We start from the raw sequence: 24,707 nt of genomic DNA on the forward strand, positions 1-24,707 counted from the left end.
GCAGCGCACGAAACGATTTGTGGCGAGGGTATCGCTCCCTCGCCACGGCGTTGTTGCTGACTTTTTATCACGCGTCGATGGTGGGGAAATCGATGTCCGTCAGCGCGGTGTTGTTCAGGTAGTTGGTCAACGTCTGCACCGCTACCAATGCGATCACTTCAATGATTTTCACGTCGTCGATACCAGCGGCGCGTGCGGCAGCAATCTGTTCATCGTTCAAGTGGCCGCGGGTTTCGACCAATTGGCGGGCGAGGGCGGCGTAAGCGTTGAGTTCGCCGTGACGGGCGGCGACGATGTCCTCGGCCGACAGTCCGGCCTTGCCGGCGAACAGGGTGTGCGCTGCCAGGCAGTAGTCGCAACCGTTGACTTGCGAAGTGGCGAGGTACACCGCTTCTTTTTGCTGGGCGCTCAGCGAGGTCTTGCCGAGGATCGCCGAAGCCTGCACATAAGTGTCGAGGGCGACCGGCGCCTTGGCCAGTGTGGAGAACAGATTCGGCAGAAAACCGATTTTCTTTTTCACGCCTTCCAGCACTGGGCGGGTGGCGTCGGTGGCGGTGTCGAGGCTGATAGCGTTGATGCGGCTCATGGTGATTCTCCGAAGGACCGGTGCGAAGTGCGCCGGGGATGGAGGCCATGTTATTGAGAGCGACTGGTGCTTTGGCGGCAAATCGTCGAGGATATGCTGCAGATCGTCCAAATAAGCGCTTAGAGAGTTCATTGACTGGACGGCCGCCTGCTCGCGAAAGTGTCGACGCGGAGCCAGCGTTGCAACACCCCAAGCAGCCAACAAAGCCGGAGTCGTCCATGGATCGCCTGTCAACCTTGCTCAGCCATTTCGGCGTAAATGCCGGGACCTTTCACAGCGGCGCGTTTTGTGGCGTCAGCGTGCATGAGGACGAACCGGTCGGCCATGTTCATCTATTGCAGGCGGGCGAGCTGCTGTTGCAGCCGGGCCGTGAGCGTGAGATGCGGCTGACTGAACCGTCGCTGATCTTTTTCCCCGGCCCTTCACTCATCGCATGTTTGCCGACGAAGCCATGGACACCCGGCTGGTCTGTGCCTCGCTGACATTCGACGGCGGCTCCGGCAATGCCCTTGCGGCGGCGCTACCGGATTATCTGGTGCTGAAGCTGACCGATATTCCCGAACTGGGCAGCACTCTCGAATGGTTGTTCAAGGAAGCCTTCGAAGGCCATTGCGGCCGTGTGGCGGTGATGGATCGGCTGTTCGAATTGTTGGTGATTCTGCTGTTACGGCACTTGATCAGCAGCCGCGAGCAACAGCCCGGAATGATTGCCGGGCTCGCCGATCCGCGCTTGTCCCGGGCCTTGAACCTGATGCATGAACAACCCCAAAAACCCTGGAGCGTGGCCGAGCTGGCGTCAGTCGCCAACCTGTCCCGTGCCGGTTTTGCCGAGCAGTTTCGTCGGGTGGTTGGGCAGACGCCGGCCGATTATCTGCTGAGCTGGCGGGTCAGTCTGGCGCAGAAACGCCTGCGCGAGGGCCGGCCCATCGCGCTGATCGCCGAGGAAGTCGGTTACGAAAGCCCGTCGGCATTGGCCCGGGCGTTTCGCCGCAAGACCGGGCTCAGTCCGCGCGAATGGAAGGCCGCTTTGGAATAATCATCGCGCGAATTTTTTCGCCCCGGCGACACAGAGAATCACCCCTAACGTCACTGCCAGCATGCCGAGGCTGACCTGTTCGTGCAGCAAGGTCGCCGCCAGTGCCAGGCCGAAAAACGGCTGCAGCAATTGCAATTGCCCGACCGCTGCGATCCCGCCCTGAGCCAGGCCGCGATACCAGAACACAAAACCGATCAGCATGCTGAACAGCGACACGTAGCCCAGACTCAGCCAAGCCGATGCACTGATGGTGGCGAACGAGGCGGGCGCCAGCCACACACTGGTTATCGTCATCAGCGGCAACGACAGCACCAGCGCCCAGCAAATCACCTGCCAGCCACCGAGGCTACGTGACAGCTTCGCGCCTTCGGCATAACCGAGGCCGCACGCTAGAATCGCTGCGAGCATCAACAGGTCGCCAATGGGCGAGGCGGTCAAACCTTGCGACAGGGCGAAACCGACCACCAGCGCACTGCCAATAATCGAAAACAGCCAGAACACTGGACGTGGCCGCTCACCGCCGCGCAGCACGCCGAAAATCGCCGTGGCCAGTGGCAGCAATCCTACAAACACAATCGAATGCGCCGACGTTACGTGTTGCAGTGCCAACGCGGTCAGCAGTGGAAAACCCAGCACCACGCCGAGCGCGACAATCAGCAGCGACAGCCATTGATTGCGCGCCGGCCGTGGTTGGCGGAACAACCCCAGCAGAACCACGGCCAGCACCCCGGCGGTAGCAGCGCGCAGCACCGTCAGAAACACCGGATCGAACTCCAGCACCGCCAGGCGTGTGGCGGGCAGCGAGCCGCTGAAAATCAGCACGCCGATGAAACCGTTGATCCAGCCACTGGTTTTTTCCATTGCCGGGGCGGGCAGGTGCGAGGTCTGTTCCATACGAAGTCACGCTCGACAAGTGAGTGGCGTTGCGCCGATGCTAGGGCCGAGAATCAGCACAATCAAAAAATTGTCATGGATACACTTCGACATGCCACGCTCCCGTTATAAAACCTTGGTCGACGCTTATGCTGCGGACATTCGTTCGGGGCGTCTGGCACCGGGCACACGCTTGCCGACCCATCGGCAATTGGCGACGCAGGAAGGGCTGGCGCTGGTCACCGCCTCGCGCGTTTACGCCGAGCTTGAGGCCATGGGGCTGGTCAGCGGTGAAACCGGGCGCGGCACCTTTGTCCGTGAAACGTTGCTGGCGCCGGGGCAGGGCATCGATCAGAAAGACGTGGCGGTCGGCATGATCGACCTCAATTTCAACTACCCGTCATTGCCTGGGCAGGCCGAGCTATTGCGCACAGCGCTGCGCCAATTGGCCTTGTCGGGCGACCTCGAAGCGCTGCTGCGCTATCAACCCCACGCCGGTCGAGGCCACGAGCGCGCATCAGTCGCCCGGCATTTGCTGAGCCGCGGTGTTGAGGTCTCGGCCGAGCAAGTGCTGATCGTCAACGGCGCCCAGCAGGGGCTGGCGGTGACGTTGATGGCGCTGCTCAAGCCCGGCGATGTGATCGCCGCTGACGCGTTGACCTATTCCGGCTTCAAGGTCCTGGCCGAAGCACTGCATCTGGAAATTGTCGCGATCCCGTCCGGCGCCCAGGGCCCGGACCTCGACGCCCTGGCAAAACTCTGCCGCCATCGCGCAGTGCGTGCCGTGTACTGCATGCCGACGCTGCACAATCCGCTGGGCTGGGTGACGCCATTGGTGCAGCGCGAGCAATTGGTGGCGATTGCCCGGCGGCACGATCTGACATTGATCGAGGATGCGGCCTACGCGTTTCTGGTGGACAACCCGCCGCGCGCATTGATCGATCTGGCGCCGGAACGCACGGTGTACGTCTCGGGCCTGTCGAAAAATATCGCCACGGGCCTGCGCGTGGGCTTCATCGCCGCACCCATCGAGCAGGTGCCAGCGCTGGAACGGGTGATCCGGGCCACGACCTGGAACACCCCCGGCGTCATGACCGCCATCGCCTGCGGCTGGCTCGACGACGGCACCGTGACGCTGCTTGAAGAGCAGAAACGCAACGACGCCAAGACGCGACAAGCGTTGGCCGCCGAGGTGCTCAAAGGCCTGCATTGTATTGGCCATCCGGCCTCGTATTTCCTCTGGTTACCGCTGCCGGAGGATGTCCGTGCGGACCAAATCGTCGTCGAATTGATGCGTGAGCAGATTTCGGTCACTAGCGCCGAACCGTTCGCCGTGGCAAGCCATGTGCCGCACGCGATTCGTCTGGCATTGGGCTCGGTCGACATCGATGTGCTACGCCAGGCGCTGAAGAAAATCCGCCAGATCCTCGGTGCTTATCTATGAAGACAAGATGCTAACCTTGCGCCGCCCGTTGCAATCGAACCGGAATCCGTGATGATGAAAAACTCTGCTGCATTGACCCTCTCGCTGCTGCTCGGCACCGGCCTGCTCAGTCCTCTCACGCAGGCCGCAGGCGACCCCGAAGCCGGCGCAAAAATCTTCCCGCGCCTGTGCGGCGGCTGCCACCAGGTCGGCGAATCCGCGCGCCCCGGATTCGGCCCGCAACTCAATGGCATCATTGGCCGGGCGGCGGGGACTTCAGCGAACTATGTATATTCCGACGCGATGAAAAACTCCGGGCTGACCTGGGATCGCCAAACGCTGATTGCCTACCTGAAAGACCCTAAAGGCGTGGTGCCCGGCACACGGATGATTTTCTGGGGGCTGAGCGACGAGGAGAAGCTGAATAATCTGCTGGCGTATCTGCAGACGTTTTCTCAGTAAATCCTGCGGCGATTTCCAACTGCGACGCCGAAGCGATATCTGAACATCGCCTGATCACGCCACCCGATTTCGACCGTTTGCCTTGGCTTGATAGAGCTGCTGGTCAGCACGTTTGAGCAGCGCGGCATGGCTGTTGTCGGCCGGGTCAGCCAGACCGATACCGATGCTCACCGTGACCTGTTCGATGCCGGGGAAATCCGCGCTGGCGATGGCCGCGCGGATCTTTTCGGCGACCACGTCCGGTGTGTCGGGGGTGGCGATTTCCGGCAGCAGTACGGCGAACTCTTCGCCGCCGTAACGCGCGACGAAGTCGGTGCTGCGCACGCTGGCCTGAATCAGTTGCGCCAATTGTTGCAGGACGGCATCGCCCACTGCGTGACCGTGGGTGTCGTTGATGCGTTTGAAGTGGTCAGCGTCGATCAGCAGCAGCGAGAACGGGCGGCCGGTGCGGCGAAACAGCAGCGTGTACTCGGTGAGTTTTTCGTCGAAGCGACGGCGGTTATAAACGCCGGTCAAGGCGTCGTGAGTCGCCAGATTGAGCAGTTCGGCATTGGCCTTGGTCAGCGCTGCGGTGCGTTGCGCGACGGTGGCCTCCAGCGACGCATTGGCTTGTTGCAGCTCACGTTCCTTGGCGAGCAGCGACTGGGTCATGGCCTCGATCGACTGACCGAGCTGGGCAATTTCCTGCACCGGGTGTTGCAGGGCAAATTGCGCGCCGGTCTGTTTGTTCTGCACCTGCCGGGCCGAGTGCGCGAGCTGCTCGATCGGCCGGCTCAAATACAGCGCCAGATAGTAAGCCACCAGGCCGAAAATCAGCGCCGCGAACACGCCGAGAATCAGCAGTTTGTAGAACAGCAGGCGTGCCGGTTGCAGTGCGGTTTCCAGTGGCTGGCGCACGGCAATCGACCAGGTCAGTGCCGTGCTGGAGGGCGTCGGCACGCTGACCGTACTGGTCAGAAAACCATTGCTCGCCGTCCAGCCTTGCAGCTCTTCGTCTGCCGTCGCCACTTGCTGGCCCGCCAGTGCTTCCGGATAGAGAACCTTGCCATCGTGATCGATGATCAACGCTTGGATGTCCGGCGCAGAATGTTTATGCGCGAATGCCGCCGACTCGATCATGCGGGTCACCCAGCTCCAGTGCGCATGCGCGCCCAGCACGCCGATCACCTGACCATCGGCGTTATGGATCGGTGCGGCAAAATCGATGAAACGCAACGGTTCGCCGTTGGGCAGGCCGGGCAACATTTTCGCCAGCAGCACGGCCTCGTGCGGGTCGCCGGTGTACTCGCCATCCAGCCCGGCGCGGAACCACGGCCGTTGCTGCACCGACTGGCCGACCAGCAAACCGCCCACCGCTTGACGCACCTTGCCCTCGGCATCGGTAACGCCCATCCACGCATACTCGGCGCGGGCATCGGTGCGCAATTGCATGGATTTGAGGATCGCCGGGTTGTCGAGATCGCCGCGCTCCAGGTGCGGAGCGCGGCTGAGCAGATAAACCTCCAGCTGGCGTTCGCGCAGTTGCTCGCCCAACGAGGACGCCGCCGCGCGCGCGGTATTGAGCAGCGCGTTGCCGCTGGCCTGCTTCATCTGCTCGGTGGCGATATGGCCGACATAGAAACCCACGCTCAACAGCGTCAGCAAGGACAGTCCGGCGAACCAGAGGGTGAGGTGGCTACGCAGACTGGCTTTGAGCATGGCAGGCGGGGTCTGTTCTGATTTTGTCGGCGAATGGTATGCGCAATGGGCGGCGGGGGCCAGTCAAGTGTGGATACCCCGCGGCCGTTTCAGGTTGGCTTGCCTGTGATTCTGGAAGAGGTGCGTACGCTGTTGCCTACGGCGCTACCGGCCGAATGCACAGTTCACCGGTCGCACGGGTCAGCGCCAGCTCATGCAGCGCATCCTCGGTCAGGCCATTGCGCGCGTTGACCAGCCACTTTGGGCAGTCGGCATCATGGCGATACGGCGCGAAGTCGGCGTACTGCTGCAGCAGCCGCGTTTGCAATTGATCCAGGCGTGGGCGGATCTGCTTGCCCAGATCAGGACGCGGCGTGTCTGGCGCGGCTCCGGCGGCTTGCCACCGGGCCAGCAGACCGTACTGCACCAGCTTGTTCGCCTCCATTTGCGCAGCGAGCAATTGCGCGACATCTTCCGGATCGAGTTGGTGTTCTGTGGCCAGCGTTCGTGCATTGGCGATGACTTGCGCTTCACGCGGGCTGTCCTGGATCGGCTTGCCGCTGTTCCATTTGGTCAGCGCCACGAGGTCGCCGATGTTCAGGCGTTCGTTCAGCGTCTGCACCAACGGCTTCAGGGTTTCGGCGGGCGTAGCGGCTTGAGCGCCGGTGACGAGGAGGGCGAGAAAGGTACCGGTCAGCAGATTGGCAAGGTGCGGCATGTACAGAACCTCAAGCAGAGAAATTGGCGTGCGTTGTATTTACCACAGCCCGTGACACGCTACCTACTGCCCTCAGCGATCGTTTAGACAATGTTTGGACCGCTGATAAACAGCGAACGGAAATGTTAATTGCACACCGCCCGCATGTCATCGAAGCTATCCTCCATCAACCCTCCCGCCGTAGAGATGGACCACCCCTCAATGCAAGTCGCCGACCACCGCCCGCTCTGGCAAACCTATCTGCTGTTCCTTGCGCCAATGGTGCTGTCAAACTTTCTGCAATCCATGTCGGGCACGGTCAACAGCATCTACATCGGCCAGATGCTCGGCACCCAGGCGCTGGCGGCGGTGTCGGGGATGTTTCCCGTCGTGTTCTTCTTTATCGCATTGGTGATCGGCCTCGGTGCGGGGGCGGGTGTGCTGATCGGCCAGGCCTGGGGCGCGCGCGAAACGCACATGGTCAAGGCGATCGCCGGCGCGACGCTGCTGTTGGGGGTGTTGATCGGGTTGCTGGCGGCGGTGCTCGGCAGTGTATTTGCGCGACAGGCGCTGACCGGGCTGGGAACGCCGGCGGATGTGCTGGACGATGCAGTGGCGTACGCCCATGTGATGCTGTGGATTCTGCCGTCGCTATTGGTATTCGTGCTGTTCACGCAATTGCTGCGCGGGGTCAGCGATACGCTGTCACCGCTGCTGGCACTGATGGTCTCGACCTGCGTCGGGCTGGCGCTGACGCCGGCGCTTATTCGTGGCTGGTTCGGCTTGCCGCAACTGGGTATTCAGAGCGCGGCCTATGCCGGACTGGCCGGTAACCTGTCGGCGATGGCGTGGCTGGCGTGGCGCTTGATTCGCAAGGGGCATCCACTGGCGCCGGACCGGGAATTTTTTGCCGCACTGCGACTCGACGGTGCGATTCTCGGCAAAGTGCTGCGCATCGGCCTGCCGACCGGCGTGCAAATGATTGTGCTGTCGCTGTCGGAGCTGGTGATTCTGGCACTGGTCAACCAGCACGGTTCGCAAGCAACCGCGGCTTACGGCGCAGTGACGCAGATCGTCAACTACGTGCAGTTTCCGGCGCTGTCGATTGCGATCACCGCATCGATTCTTGGTGCACAGGCCATCGGTGCCGGGCGGCTGGAACGCATGGGCCCGATCCTGCGTACGGGCCTTTTGATCAACGTGTGCCTGACCGGTGGTTTGATCGTTCTCGGTTACCTGCTATCGCACTGGTTGCTCGGGCTGTTCCTCACCGATGACTCGACCCGGGCGATGGCTGAGCACCTGTTGCACATCATGTTATGGAGCCTGCTGGTGTTCGGCTTCCAGGCGATCATCGGCGGCATCATGCGCGCCAGCGGTACGGTGCTGGTGCCGGTGGCCATTGCGATCATCTGCGTGGTCGGCGTGCAACTGCCGGCAGCGTATTGGCTCGACGGGCAGTTTGGTTTGCAAGGTGTGTGGATGGCATTTCCGGTCGCGTATCTGGGCATGCTGGTGCTGCAGACGCTGTATTACAAACTGGTCTGGCGGCATCAGAAGATCGAACGGTTGGTTTAGCCCGATTAGCGTTGGCGTAACGGTCAGTTGTTTGCTTAAGTCAATCGGGGTGTCCCTATAGCGAGCCCAGCCTGGAGAAAGTCATGTTGATCCGATTGCTGCTGGCTGCCGCGTTTTCCTTATGCGTCTCGGCTGCGGCGCAGGCCGTCGAGTACAACCGGGTCAACACCACCGCCAGCCAGATCAGCTTCACTTACAAACAGATGGGCGCGCCGATGTATGGCATCTTCGGCAAGTTCGAGGCAACGCTGGATTTCGACAGCAATGACCTCGGCAACGCCCGGACCACTTTACACATCGACCTCAGCAGCATCGATGCCGGCAGTGAAGACGCCAACACCGAACTGTTGAAACCGGCGTGGTTCGACATCGAGAACTTTCCGGTGGCGGTGTTTCAGTCGACGCGTTTCACTGAAGTCGCACAGCATCGCTATCTGGTCGACGGCCAGCTCACCCTTAAAGGCATGACTCGCGCTGTTCAGGTGCCAGTAGAACTGAAACCGGGCAAAGGCATCGGTGTGTTCGACGGCGAGATGATCCTCAAGCGCGACGAGTTCGGCCTCGGCGCGGGGAGTGGGCGGACTCTGTGGTGTCCACAGAGATCGCGATCAAGTTCAAGGTCGTGGCGCCGCAGCAGTGACGCTGAGCTGACATCGGCAGACTCTGTTGATCCACAAGGTATGATGTCGCCGTTTTCCGCCGGAGTTTGCCTGTCATGCCACGCATCACCCACTACAAAACCCCATGCCCTGAAAGCGTCAACAGCCAGATCCTGCAAATGGTCGTCGACTACCTGACCGACATCAGCGCCGTCGGCTTGGGGCCGAGCAACCTGCTGTACAACGTCTATCAGTACGCGGTGGGTTATGAGGTGCATCTGTATCTGGAAGCGTTGAACGGCGAGAAGGGCACCGAAGTGGAATTGCTGGTCGCGACCGCTGAGGACGACCCGGAGCAGGTCATCGGCTTTGTTCTGTACCTGCCGGTGCAGGGCGACTGGGAAGCGTGCAGCGTCGCCTACATGGCGGTGCGCGAAGGGCATCGGCGCCAGGGTGTGGCACGGGCGATGCTCGGCGAGATGGTCGGGCGATACCCGCATGCCGAACTGACGTGTAGCGTTGGCAAGGTCGCGTATTTCGAGGCGCTGGGCTTTGAGGTGATCGGCTCGCGCGAAACCCAGGTGCTGATGAGTACCCGGCACTATCGCAGCAACGGCTTGCGCGGTTTCATCGATACCACCCCGATCTATCGCTCACTCGAGGTGCAGCAGATTCATACCTATCTGCTGCAGAAAAACGGCAAGCGCGCGATGCTCGACGCCGAGAAACAGCGCGACCGGCATCTGGATCAGACGACCCGGCATACCGAGGAGTTTGTCCGGCAGCGGCTGACGCTGCACTGAGTTGACCGGAGTTTTCTCATCACGCTTTGCGTCATGGACGCGGAGCGTCCGGGGCTGCATTCCCACGCGGAGCGTGGGAACGATCAGGTCGGCAGGCAACCGGGATCGGCGCCCTTACCGCCGGGTGAGGGGCTGGGGTGAGGTCAGGCTCACGCAACACCCGTCCATTCAGCCAAGCTTCACATTCATGATAATCCGCGCCGTGAAGACCTTTTTGCCCTCGGTATCGTGAATATCGACGGTCACCACCTTGTCGCCCGCGCTTTGCCAATCCACGCCTTCCGCGCTGGCCACCGCCGTCACGTCGGTTTTGGCCTTGGCCAGGTATTCCACGCTCATGCCTTTGGGAATCCAGCGTGCGCCGTCGGGGATCGAAACGTCGGTCATCATGCCGCCGGCGAGTTCTGCCGCGTTGCACATGGCAATCGCATGGACCGTGCCGAGGTGGTTGGTGATTTCCTTGCGAAACGGCACTTGCACGGTGGCTGCATTCGGGCGCAGTTCGGTGATCAACGGGTTGATCGTGCTGAAGTAGGGGGCGAACTGGCAGGCCATTTTGCTGAAAGCGTCGGAGCCGACGCTGTTGAACATGCTGAGAGACTGACTCATGGAAAACGCCTCGCGCTAAGTAATTTGCAGAACTATGTTCCGTTACAGAATAATATTCTGTAACGGAACGGTATTCTGTCTGCGCCAAATCTGTCAACCTGTGCAGGCTTTTTTATTGGGCACGAGCGTGTCTTCGACTTTTTCATTTTTCAGGCTGTGAGCAGCATGGACACCGCAGATCTACTTGAACGCAGTTACCCCGGCCGGCGCGCCGAGCTCAAGCGCGATATCTTTCGCAAAGCACTGGACCTGTTCAATGAACAGGGCATCGAGGCCACCACCATCGAGATGATTCGCGCCGAGTGCGATACCAGCGTCGGCGCGATCTATCACCATTTCGGCAACAAGGAAGGCTTGGTCGCGGCGCTGTTTTTTACGGCGCTGGAGGATCAGACGCGGCTTCGTGATGAATATCTGGATGCCGCACAAACCACCGAACAAGGCGTGCAGGCGCTGGTGTTCAGCTACCTCGACTGGGTCGAGCGCCAGCCGCAATGGGCGCGCTTTCAGTATCACGCGCGGTTTGCCGTGACCAAGGGACCGTTCAAGGACGAGTTGGCGGAACGCAACAAGGCGCGCAATCGGCGCCTGCGCGAATGGCTCGGCGAGTCCGGGCGCATTAGCGAACTGCGCGAGTTGCCGTTCGAATTGTTGCCATCACTGATCATCGGCCAGGCCGATAGCTACTGCCGGGCGTGGCTGGCGGGGCGAGTGAAAGGCAGCCCGATGAAATATCGCGAAGTACTGGCGCAAGCCGCATGGCGCTCGATTCGCGCCGACTCGGCGTTGCCAGACTGATTTTGCGCAGGGGGATGGCAGTCAATGGGCAGCCCAAGTTGTTTGCGCTGGCCCGCCATGTTTCTCAAGCAGAACGCTAACCCTGTGGGAGCGAGATGGGTGTTGTTCAGAAAGTTTTCGTCAAGTCAGGCGTTGCGCTGGAAAACCAGCGCCTTCAAGCCGCTCTCCGGATCGATGTCCGGAAACTCAGGCGGATTATCCAGCCGCTGCTCAAAACGCAACCCCGGCGCTTCCCGCGTCACACCATCGATCAGAAAGTCCGAGCCGAACGCCGGGTCGTTCATGCACGCCAGTACGCTGCCCTGTGCTGTGAGCAATTCCGGCAGGCGCCGCAGCACGCGCTGGTAATCCTTGGTCAGCAGAAAGCTGCCTTTCTGGAACGACGGCGGATCGATGATCACCAGATCGTACGGGCCGCCGTTGATCACCTTGCCCCAGGACTTGAACAGATCGTGGCCGAGGAAACTGACTTTGCTCAGGTCGTGGCCGTTCAGGCGATGATTGTCGCGACCGCGGCTCAGCGCCGCGCGGGACATGTCGAGGTTGACTACATGGCTGGCGCCGCCGGCGATGGCCGCGACCGAGAAACCGCAGGTGTAGGCAAACAGGTTGAGAATGCGTTTGCCGCTGGCCTGTTCACGCACCCAGTCGCGCCCGTAACGCATGTCAAGAAACAGCCCGGCGTTCTGCTTGCGCCCCAGATCGACGCGGTACTGCAAGCCGCCCTCGACGATGGTCATTTCCTCAATTTCGTCGCCGAGCAGCCATTCGGCGGTGCTTTGTGGCAAGTAGCGATGCTGGATCAACAAAGTATGCGCACCGCACTGCCGCCATTCTTCGCTGGCAGTGATGTCCAGCAGCAAGCGTTTCAGATCTGCCAGTTGCTCAGGCGCCGGTTCTTTGAACAGCGACACCAGCACCACGCCCTGCAGCCAGTCCACCGTCAACTGCTCCAGCCCCGGCCAGCAGCGCCCGCGACCGTGAAACAGGCGACGGGTTTCGCTGGGAGCGGCGGCGAGCGCCGGCAGCAAATGGGCGCGGAGGGTGGCGAGAGCGTCAGGGGTCATCGGTCAGGATCGGCAAGCAGAAGGGGCCGGCATTTTAACCACAATTGCTGCGTTGCGAACCCCGACCCATACCGCTGGAAACCTCGTTGTCGAAAAGTCCTGTATCAAAAGTGAATTTCTGCAGAGCGCGTGGCTCATACCAGATAAGCAGCGGATCCAAACCGCTAATCGAAAAATGTAATTCGGGGAGTGCTGTTCATGTGCCCTACACCTACGTCGAGCGCGCACCTTCCTGGCGGGTTGATTCTGGTAGTCGAGGACGATCCGTTGATTCTGGAGTTTCTTTGCGAAATTCTTCAGGAGGAAGGGTTCAAGGTCGAACCGCAAACCAGCGCTGACGCAGCGTCACTGTATCTGGAAAAACACGCGGCGGACGTTGCGCTGTTGCTGACCGACATCACCATGCCCGGCACACTCAATGGCGCCGACCTGGCCAATTTGTTCGGTGATCGCTGGCCGGAAAAACCGGTGATGGTCATGTCCGGTTACGAGACCCCGGAAACCTCGGGAGTCAAGCATTCGGTGGCGTTCATCAAAAAGCCCTGGGCGATCGGTCAGTTGCTCGATTGCGTGGAAGAGGCATTCAAGTCCAAGGCCCCGCAATTGCACTGACGGGTGCTACATTGGCGGGCGAATTTGCCCGCCCTTGTCAGAGGATTTGCCCTTTTGTCTGCTGAAATTTCTGTTTTCGACCGCGCGTTCGGTGCCTTCCTGTTCGACATGGACGGCACCGTGCTCAATTCGATCGCCGCTGCGGAGCGTATCTGGTCGGCCTGGGCGGTACGCCATGGCGTCGATGTCGAGGCGTTTCTGCCGACCATCCACGGTGCACGTGCTATCGACACCATCACGCGTCTGAACCTGCCGGGGGTGGACGCCGAAGCCCAAGCGGCGTTCATTACCGCTGCGGAAATCGACGACGTCGAAGGCATTGTCGAGATTCCCGGCGCCGCGGCGTTTCTCAATAGCCTGCCGGCCGAGCGCTGGGCCATGGTCACCTCGGCACCGCGGGATCTGGCGTTGCGGCGCATGGCGGCCGCCGGGATTGCCGCGCCTGCAGTGTTGATCACGGCGCAAGACGTCAAGGCCGGCAAGCCTGATCCGGCGGGGTATCGCCTGGCGGCGCAACGCCTCGGGGTTGAACCGCGCGATTGCCTGATATTCGAAGACGCGACGGTGGGCATTCAAGCGGCGGAAGCGGCGGGTGCGCCGGTGATGATCATTACCACGACTCATCAGCATCCGCTGGAGACCACGCACGCGACGATTGCCAGTTATGACGCGATCAGGGTTGAGGTTGATGGTCAGGGGTTACTGCGGTTGTTGGAAAACTGAAAGGCCCCTCTCCCCGGTCTAGGTCACCCCGGACCGATCGTTCCCACGCTCTGCGTGGGAATGCCTCAAGGGACGCTCCGCGTTCCGCCTCTCGAACAGGGACGCGGAGCGTCCCGGGCTGCATTCCCACGCAGAGCGTGGGAACGATCATCGCAGGTGCTGCATTTCAAGCGCTGATCAGGAACTGCCGATCAGGCTTTGCTGGCAATCGAGCAGCAGTTTCGCCCCGCCCAGATCGCTATTGCTCACCTGCAGGCTGAAGCCGTGCAGGCTGACAATCGCCGCGACGATCGATAACCCAAGGCCAAAACCGCTCTTCGGTTGCCCGCCGTCGGCGCGGTAGAAACGCTGGAATACTGCCTCACGCTCCGCCTCGGGAATTCCCGGCCCCGAGTCGTGCACTTCGATCTGCGTCTGCCCACCGACATTGACCCCGCGCAACAAGACCGTGCCGCCGGGCGGGGTGAACTTGATCGAATTGCTCAACAGATTCGCCAGTGCCTCGAACAGCAACGCCCGATCGCCATTGAGCGGCGGCAGGGTTTCCGGCATGTTCAGCTCGAAACGCAGCTCGCCTTCTTCGGCGAGTGGCAAGTAAAACTCATGCAGTTCTTCGAGCAGTTGCACCGGGTCGAGCTGCACGAAACCCGAGCGACGCTGACGATCTTCCAGCTCGGAAATCCGCAGCAAGCCGCGAAACCGTGCCATCAGCGTATCCGCTTCGGCCAGCACCAGATCCAGTTGCGCCGCTTCCTGCGAGCCTTCGCCGGCCTGTTGCTGCATGCGATACAACTGCGCGCGCAGGCGCGTCAGTGGCGTGCGCAGGTCGTGGGCGATGTTGTCGCAGACGCCTTTGACTTCGTTCATCAGCCGCTCGATGCGCTCCAGCATCGCGTTGACGATGGCGGCGAGCATGTCCAGCTCATCGCGGCGATTGGACAGCGGCAAACGATGGGTCAGATCACCGGCAACGATCGCCTGGGCGCTGTCCTGAATCGCCCGAATCCGTCGTAGCGGCCGGCGCCGCAGCAGATGCCATCCGGCGACACCTGGCAAAATGGTCAGCGACACGCCCCAGAACAACGCATGCAAAATGATCCGCGTCACCGCGAACAGCGAACCGTTGTCGCGCAGCAGCACCAGCCAGCGGCCATCGCGGGTTTGCGTGGCCACGGCATCGCAGCTGTCGTTCGGCAGGGTCGGATCGTCGGAATCGGCGCAGTCGGCGAGCATGTGGATCTTGCCGTCCAGCGGCAAGCCTTCGGGAATCTGTTGCAGCGCACCGCCGAGGTAAACGCCGTCGGCACTGAACAGGCCGTAGGCGTCGATGCCACGAATATCGAAAGTCATGCTGGCGGCGAGGGCGTCTTCCAGTTGCTCGCCACGAAAGTGCGAAAACAGGTGCTGGCGTTGCATCAGCGAATGCTTGGCGAGGTTGTCGAGGTAGCCCGATACCTCGTAATACATGACCCCCATGAGGATCGCGCTCCAGGCCACGAACAGCGAGCTGTACAGCGCCAGCAAACGACTGCTGGAAGAGCGCCAGCCGTCAGACGGGTTCGGCAATGACATAGCCGGAGCCCCGTACCGTGCGGATCAGCGGAACGTTGCCGGCGGCGTCGATCTTCTTGCGCAGGCGGCCGATGTGCACGTCGATCAGGTTGGTGCCCGGGTCGAAGTGATAACCCCAGACCTCTTCGAAAATCATCATCCGCGAAAGGATCTGGCCACTGTTGCGCATGAGAAATTCGAGCAGTTTGTACTCGGTCGGCAGCAGCGTCAGCACCTGGTCGGCACGGCGCGCTTCGTGGCTGATCAAGTCGAGTTCGAGGTCAGCGACCTGCAGCGTCGTCGCTTGCGTGGCGACGCTGGTCTGGCGGCGCAACAGCACTTCGACCCGCGCGGCCATTTCGTCGGTGGCGAACGGCTTGGTCAGGTAATCGTCACCGCCAGCGCGCAAGCCACGCACGCGCTCGTCGACGTCGGAAAGGGCGCTGATCATCAGAATCGGCGTCGCCACGCCCATGGTGCGCAGAGTGGTGACAATGGCCAGGCCATCCAGCTCGGGCAGCATGCGGTCAAGGGTGATCAGGTCGTAATTGCCGCTCACGGCGCGGTCGAGGCCTTCGCGGCCATTGTCGACCCAGTCGACATCGAGCCCGTGGCTGCTGAGTTCGGCGACGATTTCCCGAGCGGTCACGGCGTCGTCTTCGATGGTCAAGATACGAGTCATAGGCAGGCCTGCTGATCGGTTCAAACGGAATGGCAGCATTTTGCCAAGAAATTCCGCTGACGCTTTAAATTAACTTTCATCTTCAGGCTGTCACAAATGCAGATTTCAGCGCGCCAGCCAATGCAGAAAACCCGCTGATAACCCGCAGTTGTTGCAAATTGCATGGTCTGAGGAAGTTCATCTTTTCTAAATGATTGAAAATCATGAATTTATTTTGTTCTGACGACTGGCACGGTCGCTGCAATTGCTCCGTTGAGTACTTGTAACATCATTTTTCATGCGTGGAGCAGAACAACAATGAACAGATCTTCTGATGGATTTTATTCTGCCGTTGAAGAGTCAAGCAGCGTTTCGGGTGTGTCCTGGGGCGCGATTTTCGCGGGCGCTGCGGCGGCTGCGGCGTTGTCGATGATTCTGGTGTTGCTCGGCTTCGGTCTGGGTTTCTCCGCTGTTTCGCCGTGGGCCGGAGAGGGCGTCAGCGCCAAGGGCCTGGGTATTTCGACGATTGTCTGGCTGGCAGTGACGCAGATCATCGCTTCCGGCATGGGTGGCTATATTGCCGGTCGCCTGCGGGTGAAGTGGGCGAACATGCACGGTGACGAGGTGTATTTCCGCGACACCGCCCACGGTTTCCTCGCTTGGTGCGTGGCCACACTGGTCACCGCGATGCTGGTGGTCGGCTCGGTCAGCAGCGTCGTCAGCGGCGGTGTGCAGGCCGGTGCCAACGTTGTCGGCGGTGCTGCCGGTGCGATGAGTCAGGCGGCCGGTTCGGCGGCTGCCAACACTGACAGCGATCAGTACGGCTATTTCGTCGACAGCCTGTTTCGCGACGACCGTCCTGTTGCTGTCAGCGATGACGCCGCACGCGGCACCGTGACCCGCATCTTCGCCCAGAGCCTGGCCAACGGTCAGCTCAGTGCCGAAGACCGTACCTACCTGGCCCAACTGGTCGCCCAGCGAACCAATCTGAGCCAGGCCGATGCTGAACGTCGTGTCGACGAGATCTACGCCAGCACGCAGAAAGCCATCGCCGACGCCAAACTGAAAGCTCAGCAAGCCGCCGACACCGCCGCCAAAGTCGCTGCCTACACCTCGCTGTGGATGTTCGTCGCACTGCTGGCCGGTGCGTTCTTTGCCAGCCTCGCCGCCACCTTCGGCGGTCGTCGTCGCGACGCGGTGGAATACGTCGAAGTCGACACCTACACCACGACCACTCCAGTCCGTTAAACAAGGAGCAAAACCATGCGCTCATTACTGCTGTTCTTCCTCGGCGTGCCTATCCCGATCATCATCCTGATCGCCCTGTTCGTGCACTGATCCCTCTGAGGCAGGATGCCTCTGCCGCTTTCATCTTCGGGTGAAAGCGGCTTTTTCATTTCTGGCTTATAGGGTCATGTATTTGGCCTGCACGGCAAGTGGAACTAGTATTTCTGACAGGTGGCGCCGCGTGATGAAAGTGCTGGAATCGGAGCGGGAATAGACAAGACGTTTATTCAAGTTTGCCTCGAGTGACTGACATGAACACGCGATTGAAACCTGAAAACGCAGGTACTCTTGATCCGGCCTTCGCCGATGCGGGGAAGCTAAAGTTTCCGTTAGACGGATTGCCTGATATCGAATCAGCAGCCGTATTGGCATTGCCTGACAAAAAGACTCTGGTTGGATTTTACCCGTTTGATTTATTCGGGTCGGCCACGGTTGCCCGGTTTCACGAAGACGGAACACTGGACACTGGATTCGGCGGGGAAAGGGGTTTGTAGTAATTGCTTTGGAAAACGCAATCATGGCGCATGTTGTCGGGCTCAGTCTCTTGCAAGATGGCGCGTGGCTGTTGCGGGGTACCTATCAACAAGCAGGCTCTGTAGAGGGAATAGCGCTCGTGCGTTGTCTCCCTGATGGACAGCAAGATCCGTCCTTCGGTGAAGAAGGTGTTTGTTACCTTCGTTTCGATGAAATGGATAAGCCTGAGCTGATTCCGCCCGGCAATGTCAGTTCAGGTCCGCGACATTGGAAGAGAGTACGGTCTTCGCGGGCAACTGCGGGATCGGGCAGTTCAGTCACAGAACAAGCGGATGGCAAGATAATCGTGGTTTCCAATGTCTTCGACGAATTCGTGAACTCGAACGGCATCATTCTTCGGCTCAACCCGGACGGGTCGAAAGACAAGACGTTCAATGATCATGGGTTTGCGCTGGTTGACTTTGACAATACATCCAATACGGCCTTGGGAGTCGCTACTCAGCCAGATGGCAAGGTATTGGTCTGTGGAAAATATACTGACGATACCCCGGGGCTACAGGGTGGTTACCTGATTCGTTTTGATGGTTCCGGCCATATCGATAATTCCTTCAATGATGGCCGGGCTTTCACGCTAAAGCACCGCTGGGTCGAGTTCAACGACATAGCGGTGAGAGAAGGCGATGGGAGAATTGTAGTCGTAGGTGCAGGTGCTCCAATGGGCACATTACAAGGCGCCATTGTTGTGCTTAATTCCAATGGTAGTTACAACCTTGTATTCAATGGAGGCCAACCTTTGTTTGCGCCCCTGCAAGAGGCTGGCGTTCACTGGAAAAAATGCGTATCGCAGAAGGATGGGGTAATCGTCGTAGCCGGTAATGGCAGCATTCGATATATCAACGGTGGGGATACGTATATTGCAGCCCGCTATCGTGCTGACGGCTCATTGGATCCGGCGTTTAACGGAAAAGGTTTCTACGTTTTTGATGATGAAACGATGTTTTGTTATTACAAGGATATGAACGTGCTGGACGACGGGCGAATCGTTGCCTGTGGCTATTACTTGCTTGATACATGGGAATGGGTGGTAGTCGGTGGGTGGGCCACACGTCTTCTGGGTTAAAGCAATCAGATTGCAGCCGCTTTCACTTTGAATTGGAAGCGGCTCTTTGCTTTCTGCGGGGCCAACGGCGAGAATCGCCGCCGGAAGTGGATTGGCCGCTTTATCTCTTTAAGGATGAACACGTTGAACAAGAAGGAAATCAAACGCCAGTTGGTGGAAATGCTCGAAGCCGGGCGCTCGAAAACCGAAACGTTCAAAGCGTTGTCGGGTGGAGCGGTCAAAGATCGCGTGTTAGCAGCCTGGATCGGGGGCGTGCGGATCCGGTCCTCAGAGAAAAACATTCACTTAAAGTCACCTTGCTGGTTGTGTTGACCTGCATCCAGGCATTGATCGGCGCAGTCTTCGGTTTCTTTCTGTTCTATGACGCAACCCCGGTTCTGGCACTCATCATGTTGCTGATCGCCGGTGGCATCCCGTTGTTGTTTGCGTGGGGTTTCTACAAGAACGTTGCAGCCGCTTACACCGTTTACGTTCTCCTCACCATCAGTCAGGTGTCGCCCATGTTCAAAGGCTATGAGGAAGATCCGTTGTCGACTGTGATCGCCGTCGGCATCACGCTGGCCATTGTGTTCTACGCCGCCTGGATCAAATCCCTGTTGTTTCCGGACCTGGGCTTTATTGGTGCGAAGAAGATCAAAGGGCAGTTCGTTTTCTCCAACTGATCGCTGGACAATCCCACCGTCTTTACTGGCCTGGATCAATATTTCCTCTGGTGATATCGCTTAACGTAAATGATCCAGGCCTTTGCTGAGGTATGAACTACAGTGCTTCACGCGCACCTTGTTGCGCTGACGGAGTACCCGCGTCGACGGCCCAACACAGCAACAATAAACGCGTCGACACGGTGTAGTGCAGCAAGGAGCTGACACCACCTCAACCGAACCTTCACGGACGAACACCGCAATGAACTGCCTAGAAAGATCCTTCGATATCCAGCCGTTGGTGCAGGCGGACATGACCGTGCACATCAACGGCCAGCCTGTCACCGCTGCCATCGGCGAAACCGTTCTCAGCGTTATTCAATCCCTCGGCCTGCGCCAGATCGCGCGCAACGATCACAACCAAATCAGCGGTGCCTACTGCGGCATGGGTGTGTGCCAGTGCTGTCTGGTGCGGATCAACGGTCGGCATAAACGCCGCGCCTGTCAGACCGTGGTACGCGACGGCATGCAGATTCAAACCCAGGTCAATCGCATCACTGCGCAGGAGGTGGTATGAGCCTGCAACCAGTGATTGTCGGCGGCGGTCCTGCCGGCATGGCGGCCGCCATCGAACTGGCCCGTCACGGCGTGCGCTGCACCTTGCTCGAAGAAGCGTCGCGCCTCGGCGGCGTGGTCTATCGCGGGCCGCTGCGTGACGGCGTGCAACTGGACTATCTCGGCCCGCGTTACGCCGAGGTGCTGGGCAAGCTGCACGGTGAATTTCAGCAGCAGGCCGGGCTGATTGACGTGCGCCTCAACCACCGCGTGGTCGGCGCTGAAGGCACTCGCGCGCTGGTGGTGCTCGACGACAACGAGCAACTGCATGAAATCGAATACGCACAGTTGCTGTTATCCGCCGGTTGTCACGAGCGCAGCGTGCCGTTTCCCGGCTGGACGTTGCCTGGCGTGATCATGCTGGGCGGCCTGCAGTTGCAGATCAAAAGTGGCGTGGTCAAGCCACGAGGGCCGGTGATCATTGCCGGCACCGGGCCGCTGTTGCCGCTTGTGGCGACGCAACTGCATGCCTCCGGCGTCCGTGTTGCGGGCGTGTATGAGGCTTGTGCATTTGGCAAGATCGCCCGGGAAAGTCTGGCGTTGTTGAACAAGCCGCAGCTGTTCCTCGATGGCTTGAGCATGCTCGCGTACCTGAAACTGCACGGCATCCCCCTGCAATACGGCTGGGGCGTGGTCGAAGCGCATGGCGAGGGCGAACTGAAAAGTGTCAGCGTCGCGCCGTATTCGGCGACCTGGGAACCGGACCTGAGCCGCGTCGAGCGCTTCGAAGCGCAGACCCTGGCAGTCGGTTACGGCTTTATCCCGCGCACGCAGTTGAGCCAGCAGATGGGCCTCGATCACGGCTTCAGTGACGACGGTTACCTGCGCGCCAATGCCAATATCTGGCAGCAAAGCAACGAGCCGCACGTGCATCTGGCCGGCGACATGGGCGGGATTCGTGGCGGTGAAGCGGCGATGCTCGCTGGCAAGATTGCGGCGACGTCAATCCTGCTGCAACGCGGCGTGCTCGAAGAAGAACTGGCGCGGGTGCGCCGCGACCGCTACTTGAGCAAACTCAAAGCCATCGTGCGTTTTCGTGCGGCGGTGGATCGCTACACCGAGCGCGGCGTTGGCCAGACCGCGTTGCCGACGGCCGAAACGGTCATCTGCCGTTGTGAAAACGCCACCCGCGCCGACATTGATCGGGCGCTGGAGCAAGGCGTGCAAGACATCGCCAGCCTGAAAATGCGCACCCGTGTGAGCATGGGCGATTGCCAGGGGCGCATGTGCGTCGGCTATTGCAGTGATCGTCTGCGCCAGGCCACCGGTCGCAAGGATGTCGGCTGGCTGCGTCCGCGCTTCCCGATTGATCCGATTCCTTTTTCCGCGTTCCAGTCCGTCGGCACGGAGGCCGCTGCCCATGAGTAAGTTCTACGACGTGGTCATTGCCGGTGGCGGCGTGATCGGGGCGTCCTGCGCCTATCAATTGTCCAAACGCAAAAACCTGAGGATTGCGCTGATCGACGCGAAGCGCCCCGGCAACGCCACCCGTGCGTCGGCCGGTGGTTTGTGGGCGATCGGCGAGTCAGTCGGGCTGGGCTGCGGGGTGATTTTCTTTCGCATGATGTCGGCCAATCGCAAGCGCGAAACCCAGGGCGCGGCGGTGGCGGTGGATGCGAGCACGCCGCACATTCTGCCGACGTCGTTTTTCGATTTCGCCTTGCAGTCCAACGCGCTGTACCCGGCCTTGCACCGCGAGCTGAAAGACCATCACGGGATGGATTTCAAGTTCGAGCGGACCGGGCTGAAATTCGTCATTTATGATGAAGAAGACCGGCTCTACGCTGAGCACATCGTTGGCTGCATTCCGCATCTGGCCGATCAGGTGCGCTGGCTCGATCAAGCGGCGTTGCGCGAAGCCGAACCGAGCGTCAGCCACGAGGCACGCGGCGCGCTGGAGTTCCTTTGCGATCATCAGGTCAGCCCGTTCCGCCTCGCCGATGCCTACCTGGAAGGTGCGCGGCAGAATGGCGTGGACATTTTCGTCAACACCAATGTCACCGGGGTACTGCATCACGGCACGCGGGTGACCGGGGTGCAAACGAGCGAGGAGGGCGTGTTCCACTGCAAGACGCTGATCAACGCCGCGGGCGCCTGGGCGGCGGATCTGAGCGAGTGGGCCACCGGGATTCGCATTCCGGTGAAACCGGTCAAGGGCCAGATTCTGCTGACCGAACGCATGCCGAAGATCCTCAACGGCTGCCTGACCACCAGCGACTGCTACGTGGCGCAAAAGGACAACGGCGAGATCCTCATCGGCAGCACCACCGAAGACAAGGGCTTCGACGTCACCACCACCTTCCCGGAAATCGCCGGGCTGGTGCAGGGCGCGGTGCGCTGCCTGCCGGAACTGGCCGATGTGAATCTGAAGCGCACCTGGGCCGGGCTGCGTCCGGGTTCGCCGGACGAACTGCCGATCCTCGGGCCGATGCGAGGGGTGGAGGGTTACCTGAATGCTTGCGGGCACTTTCGCACGGGCATCCTGACTTCGGCGATTACCGGCGTATTGCTCGACAAGTTGGTGAATGACGAGCCGTTGCCACTGGATATCGCACCGTTTCTGGCGGACCGGTTTTCGGTGGCGCCGGTCAAGGAGCAACGCACGGCCGAACTGGCCTGACCTGAACGACATGATTGTTCCCACGCTCTGCGTGGGAATGCCTCAAGGGACGCTCCGCGTTCCAGCTCGCGAATGGAACGCGGAGCGTCCCGGGCTGTGTTACCACGCGGAGCGTGGGAACAATCAGGATATTAGTGTTGACGGTGCCGGCCTCTTCGCGGGCAAGCCCGCTCCCACAGGGTTAGATGGCGTACACGAAATGTCGGTTCGACTCGGCCACTGTGGGAGCGGGCTTGCCCGCGATGGCGGCGTGAGCTGCGCCACATTTTCAGGATTTTCGGGCTTCTTCTTCCAGCTGATCCGACTCGAACAGTTTGGCCAGTTCTGCTCGGGCTTCCTGAGCGGTCTGCAGGACTTTGGCCTCGTCGTCGTAGACCGCGTGCTGCGCCTCCAGCACCTGTTCGTCGTGATGCTTGAAGCGCTTGATCCGTGCATCGGCCTGTTCCTGGGTCAGACCGAGCCCGACCAGCGTACGTCGACTCATTTCCAGGCTCGAATAATAGGTTTCCCGAATCGCCTCGGCGCCGACATCGATCAAACGATGCACGTGTTGACGGTTACGGGCGCGGGCGATGATTTTCATGTGCGGATAGAGCTTGCGCACCACCTCGGCGGTCTTGATGTTGGTGTCTGGATCATCGGTGGCGATGACAAAATATTCCGCCTCGCCGACTTTCGCCGCATGGAGGATTTCCGGGCGCATCGGGTCGCCATAGAACACCGGTACACCGCCGAAACTGCGCGACAGTTCGATGGTTTCCACCGACGTGTCCAGCGCGACGAAATTGATATTTTGCGCGCGCAGAATCCGCGCGACGATCTGGCCCATCCGGCCCATGCCGGCGATCACCACGCGCGGTGCTTCGGTATCGATTTCGCGGAATTTCTCCGGCACTTCCACGGGCTGCACTTTCGGGCTGACCAGCCGCGCGCAAAGCAACAGCAGCAACGGCGTCACCGCCATCGACAGGGTGATGGTCAGCACCAGCAGGTCGTAGAGACGCGGCTCGAACAGGCCCTGATCGCGACCGATCTTGAACACCACGAAAGCGAACTCACCGCCAGCCGCCAACACGATGCCGAGGCGAATCGCACTGATCTTGTTCAGGCCGCCCGCCAGCCGTCCAACCACAAACAGCAGCGGCAATTTCAGGCCGATCAGCAGCAGCGTCAGCCCCAGCACGGTGATCGGCGCACTGAGCAGCAGACTCAGATTCGCGCCCATGCCGACGCTGATGAAAAACAGCCCAAGCAGCAGGCCTTTGAACGGTTCGATCTGCGCTTCCAGCTCATGCCGATATTCCGAGTCCGCCAGCAGCAGACCGGCCAGAAACGCCCCCAGCGCCATCGACACACCGACCAGATCCATCAGCCACGCGGTGCCGATGACCACCAGCAATGCGGTGGCGGTGGACACCTCAGGCAAACCGGTCTTCGCCACCACGCGAAACACCGGGCGCAGCAGATAGCGTCCGCCAATCACCACCACGGCGATGCCGCCGAGCACCTGCAGACTGTGACGGATATCGTCGGCGGTACTGGTGTGGTGATCGACGCCGGCGAGCATCGGCACCAGGGCAATCAAGGGGATCGCGGCGATGTCTTGGAACAACAGAATCGCAAACGCCAGCCGCCCGTGAGGGCTGGTCAGTTCCTTGCGTTCGGCCAGACTCTGCAGGCCGAACGCGGTCGAGGAAAGTGCCAGGCCCAGACCCAGCACAATCGCGCTGTTCAGCGGTTGGCCAAACACCGACAACGCCAGCACGCCGATCACCGACGCGGTCAGCAACACCTGCGCCAGGCCGACGCCAAACACTGATTTGCGCATCACCCACAAGCGTCGCGGCGACAGCTCAAGGCCAATGATGAACAGCAGCAACACCACGCCCAGTTCGGAAATATGCGCCACGCTCTGTGGGTTGCCGATCAGGCCGAGCACCGACGGGCCGATGATCACCCCGGCGAACAGATAACCGAGCACCGCGCCCAGTTGCAGACGTTTGGCCAAAGGCACGGTGAGCACCGCCGCGAACAGAAACACGACAGCGGCTTGCAACAGATTGCCTTCATGGGGCATGGGTCTACTCCTGACAACGGTACGGCGGGGGGCGACAAGGATAAGGGTTGCAGCGGCTTTGCATCCACCCAAGATCCCTTGTAGGAGTGAGCCTGCTCGCGATAGCGGTGGGTCATTC

23 protein-coding genes and 2 pseudogenes are annotated in these 24,707 nt (G+C 60.5%); 16 read left to right on the plus strand and 9 right to left on the minus strand.

What is annotated here, in order from left to right; genetic code table 11:
* Positions 1-67 precede the first annotated feature (67 nt).
* The gene (locus M0746_RS08085) at positions 68-586 is read right to left on the minus strand and encodes a carboxymuconolactone decarboxylase family protein (RefSeq protein ID WP_258448740.1); all 519 of its coding nucleotides are present in this window, start codon (positions 584-586) and stop codon (positions 68-70) included.
* A gap of 218 nt (positions 587-804) precedes the next feature.
* Here M0746_RS08085 and M0746_RS08090 point away from each other — a divergent pair.
* Positions 805-1,622 (plus strand): annotated as a pseudogene (locus tag M0746_RS08090) (cupin domain-containing protein).
* Here the strand turns inward: M0746_RS08090 and M0746_RS08095 are convergent.
* A complete protein-coding gene (locus M0746_RS08095; RefSeq protein WP_258448741.1) occupies positions 1,623-2,516 on the minus strand; it encodes a DMT family transporter in 894 nt (297 codons plus the stop codon).
* A gap of 91 nt (positions 2,517-2,607) precedes the next feature.
* Here M0746_RS08095 and M0746_RS08100 point away from each other — a divergent pair, with 91 nt between their 5' ends.
* Both M0746_RS08100 and M0746_RS08105 read left to right on the plus strand, forming a co-directional pair.
* Complete coding sequence (locus M0746_RS08100; protein WP_258448742.1) at positions 2,608-3,939, plus strand: aminotransferase-like domain-containing protein; 1,332 nt, start codon at positions 2,608-2,610, stop codon at positions 3,937-3,939.
* 54 nt (positions 3,940-3,993) lie between these two features.
* Entirely contained in the window at positions 3,994-4,380 is a 387-nt protein-coding gene (locus M0746_RS08105; protein ID WP_258448743.1) for a c-type cytochrome, read from the plus strand.
* 54 nt (positions 4,381-4,434) lie between these two features.
* Here M0746_RS08105 and M0746_RS08110 read toward each other — a convergent pair whose 3' ends face one another.
* Both M0746_RS08110 and M0746_RS08115 read right to left on the minus strand, forming a co-directional pair.
* Positions 4,435-6,078, minus strand: coding sequence for a sensor domain-containing diguanylate cyclase (locus tag M0746_RS08110; RefSeq protein WP_258448744.1), 1,644 nt, complete (start codon positions 6,076-6,078; stop codon positions 4,435-4,437).
* A gap of 136 nt (positions 6,079-6,214) precedes the next feature.
* Positions 6,215-6,775: a chorismate mutase gene (locus M0746_RS08115; RefSeq protein ID WP_258448745.1), complete on the minus strand. Its 561-nt coding sequence runs from the start codon at positions 6,773-6,775 to the stop codon at positions 6,215-6,217.
* 201 nt (positions 6,776-6,976) lie between these two features.
* On the opposite strand from M0746_RS08115, the gene M0746_RS08120 reads away from it, so the two are divergent.
* From M0746_RS08120 to M0746_RS08130, 3 genes and pseudogenes are all read left to right on the plus strand, one after another.
* Positions 6,977-8,332 (plus strand): MATE family efflux transporter, encoded by a 1,356-nt coding sequence (locus M0746_RS08120; protein WP_208940665.1) that lies wholly within the window; start codon positions 6,977-6,979, stop codon positions 8,330-8,332.
* Positions 8,333-8,415: 83 nt separating this feature from the next.
* Positions 8,416-8,972: pseudogene (locus M0746_RS08125) on the plus strand (YceI family protein).
* A gap of 75 nt (positions 8,973-9,047) precedes the next feature.
* Positions 9,048-9,734, plus strand: coding sequence for a GNAT family N-acetyltransferase (locus M0746_RS08130; RefSeq protein ID WP_208940667.1), 687 nt, complete (start codon positions 9,048-9,050; stop codon positions 9,732-9,734).
* A 168-nt stretch (positions 9,735-9,902) separates the two neighbouring features.
* Here M0746_RS08130 and M0746_RS08135 read toward each other — a convergent pair whose 3' ends face one another.
* Entirely contained in the window at positions 9,903-10,343 is a 441-nt protein-coding gene (locus tag M0746_RS08135) for a hotdog fold domain-containing protein (RefSeq protein ID WP_258448746.1), read from the minus strand.
* A 165-nt stretch (positions 10,344-10,508) separates the two neighbouring features.
* Between M0746_RS08135 and M0746_RS08140 the strand changes: the two genes are divergently transcribed.
* Positions 10,509-11,141, plus strand: coding sequence for a TetR/AcrR family transcriptional regulator (locus M0746_RS08140; RefSeq protein ID WP_258448747.1), 633 nt, complete (start codon positions 10,509-10,511; stop codon positions 11,139-11,141).
* A gap of 125 nt (positions 11,142-11,266) precedes the next feature.
* Here M0746_RS08140 and M0746_RS08145 read toward each other — a convergent pair whose 3' ends face one another.
* The gene (locus M0746_RS08145) at positions 11,267-12,208 is read right to left on the minus strand and encodes a class I SAM-dependent methyltransferase (RefSeq protein WP_258448748.1); all 942 of its coding nucleotides are present in this window, start codon (positions 12,206-12,208) and stop codon (positions 11,267-11,269) included.
* A 198-nt stretch (positions 12,209-12,406) separates the two neighbouring features.
* On the opposite strand from M0746_RS08145, the gene M0746_RS08150 reads away from it, so the two are divergent.
* Positions 12,407-12,820 carry a response regulator gene (locus M0746_RS08150; protein ID WP_208940671.1) on the plus strand — a complete coding sequence of 138 codons (414 nt, stop codon included), beginning with the start codon at positions 12,407-12,409 and terminating at the stop codon, positions 12,818-12,820.
* 54 nt (positions 12,821-12,874) lie between these two features.
* Complete coding sequence (locus M0746_RS08155; RefSeq protein ID WP_258448749.1) at positions 12,875-13,543, plus strand: HAD-IA family hydrolase; 669 nt, start codon at positions 12,875-12,877, stop codon at positions 13,541-13,543.
* A gap of 177 nt (positions 13,544-13,720) precedes the next feature.
* Here the strand turns inward: M0746_RS08155 and M0746_RS08160 are convergent, their stop codons facing one another.
* Entirely contained in the window at positions 13,721-15,115 is a 1,395-nt protein-coding gene (locus M0746_RS08160; RefSeq protein ID WP_208940673.1) for a sensor histidine kinase, read from the minus strand.
* The gene (locus M0746_RS08165) at positions 15,093-15,776 is read right to left on the minus strand and encodes a response regulator transcription factor (protein ID WP_203418544.1); all 684 of its coding nucleotides are present in this window, start codon (positions 15,774-15,776) and stop codon (positions 15,093-15,095) included. The genes M0746_RS08160 and M0746_RS08165 overlap by 23 nt, the downstream gene beginning before the upstream one ends.
* 297 nt (positions 15,777-16,073) lie before the next feature.
* Between M0746_RS08165 and M0746_RS08170 the strand changes: the two genes are divergently transcribed.
* The 7 genes from M0746_RS08170 (at position 16,074) to hcnC (ending at position 22,512) form a co-directional block, all read left to right on the plus strand.
* The gene (locus tag M0746_RS08170; protein WP_208940675.1) at positions 16,074-17,003 is read left to right on the plus strand and encodes a hypothetical protein; all 930 of its coding nucleotides are present in this window, start codon (positions 16,074-16,076) and stop codon (positions 17,001-17,003) included.
* A 290-nt stretch (positions 17,004-17,293) separates the two neighbouring features.
* Positions 17,294-17,536, plus strand: a complete 243-nt coding sequence (locus tag M0746_RS08175) for a delta-60 repeat domain-containing protein (protein ID WP_258448750.1) — start codon at positions 17,294-17,296, stop codon at positions 17,534-17,536.
* A gap of 23 nt (positions 17,537-17,559) precedes the next feature.
* A complete protein-coding gene (locus M0746_RS08180) occupies positions 17,560-18,636 on the plus strand; it encodes a hypothetical protein (RefSeq protein ID WP_258448751.1) in 1,077 nt (358 codons plus the stop codon).
* Positions 18,612-19,298, plus strand: coding sequence for a hypothetical protein (locus tag M0746_RS08185; protein WP_342454855.1), 687 nt, complete (start codon positions 18,612-18,614; stop codon positions 19,296-19,298). Before M0746_RS08180 ends, M0746_RS08185 begins: the two co-directional genes overlap by 25 nt.
* A 241-nt stretch (positions 19,299-19,539) precedes the next feature.
* Positions 19,540-19,854 carry a cyanide-forming glycine dehydrogenase subunit HcnA gene (gene hcnA / locus M0746_RS08190; protein ID WP_090284264.1) on the plus strand — a complete coding sequence of 105 codons (315 nt, stop codon included), beginning with the start codon at positions 19,540-19,542 and terminating at the stop codon, positions 19,852-19,854.
* Positions 19,851-21,260, plus strand: a complete 1,410-nt coding sequence (gene hcnB / locus M0746_RS08195) for a cyanide-forming glycine dehydrogenase subunit HcnB (protein WP_258448752.1) — start codon at positions 19,851-19,853, stop codon at positions 21,258-21,260. The genes hcnA and hcnB overlap by 4 nt, the downstream gene beginning before the upstream one ends.
* Positions 21,253-22,512: a cyanide-forming glycine dehydrogenase subunit HcnC gene (gene hcnC / locus M0746_RS08200; protein ID WP_258448753.1), complete on the plus strand. Its 1,260-nt coding sequence runs from the start codon at positions 21,253-21,255 to the stop codon at positions 22,510-22,512. Before hcnB ends, hcnC begins: the two co-directional genes overlap by 8 nt.
* A gap of 268 nt (positions 22,513-22,780) precedes the next feature.
* Here the strand turns inward: hcnC and M0746_RS08205 are convergent, their stop codons facing one another.
* The gene (locus M0746_RS08205; protein WP_258448754.1) at positions 22,781-24,589 is read right to left on the minus strand and encodes a monovalent cation:proton antiporter-2 (CPA2) family protein; all 1,809 of its coding nucleotides are present in this window, start codon (positions 24,587-24,589) and stop codon (positions 22,781-22,783) included.
* Positions 24,590-24,707: the final 118 nt, after the last annotated feature.

It is taken from the genome of Pseudomonas sp. S11P7, assembly GCF_023195435.1.
Lineage (GTDB): Bacteria > Pseudomonadota > Gammaproteobacteria > Pseudomonadales > Pseudomonadaceae > Aquipseudomonas > Aquipseudomonas fluorescens_G.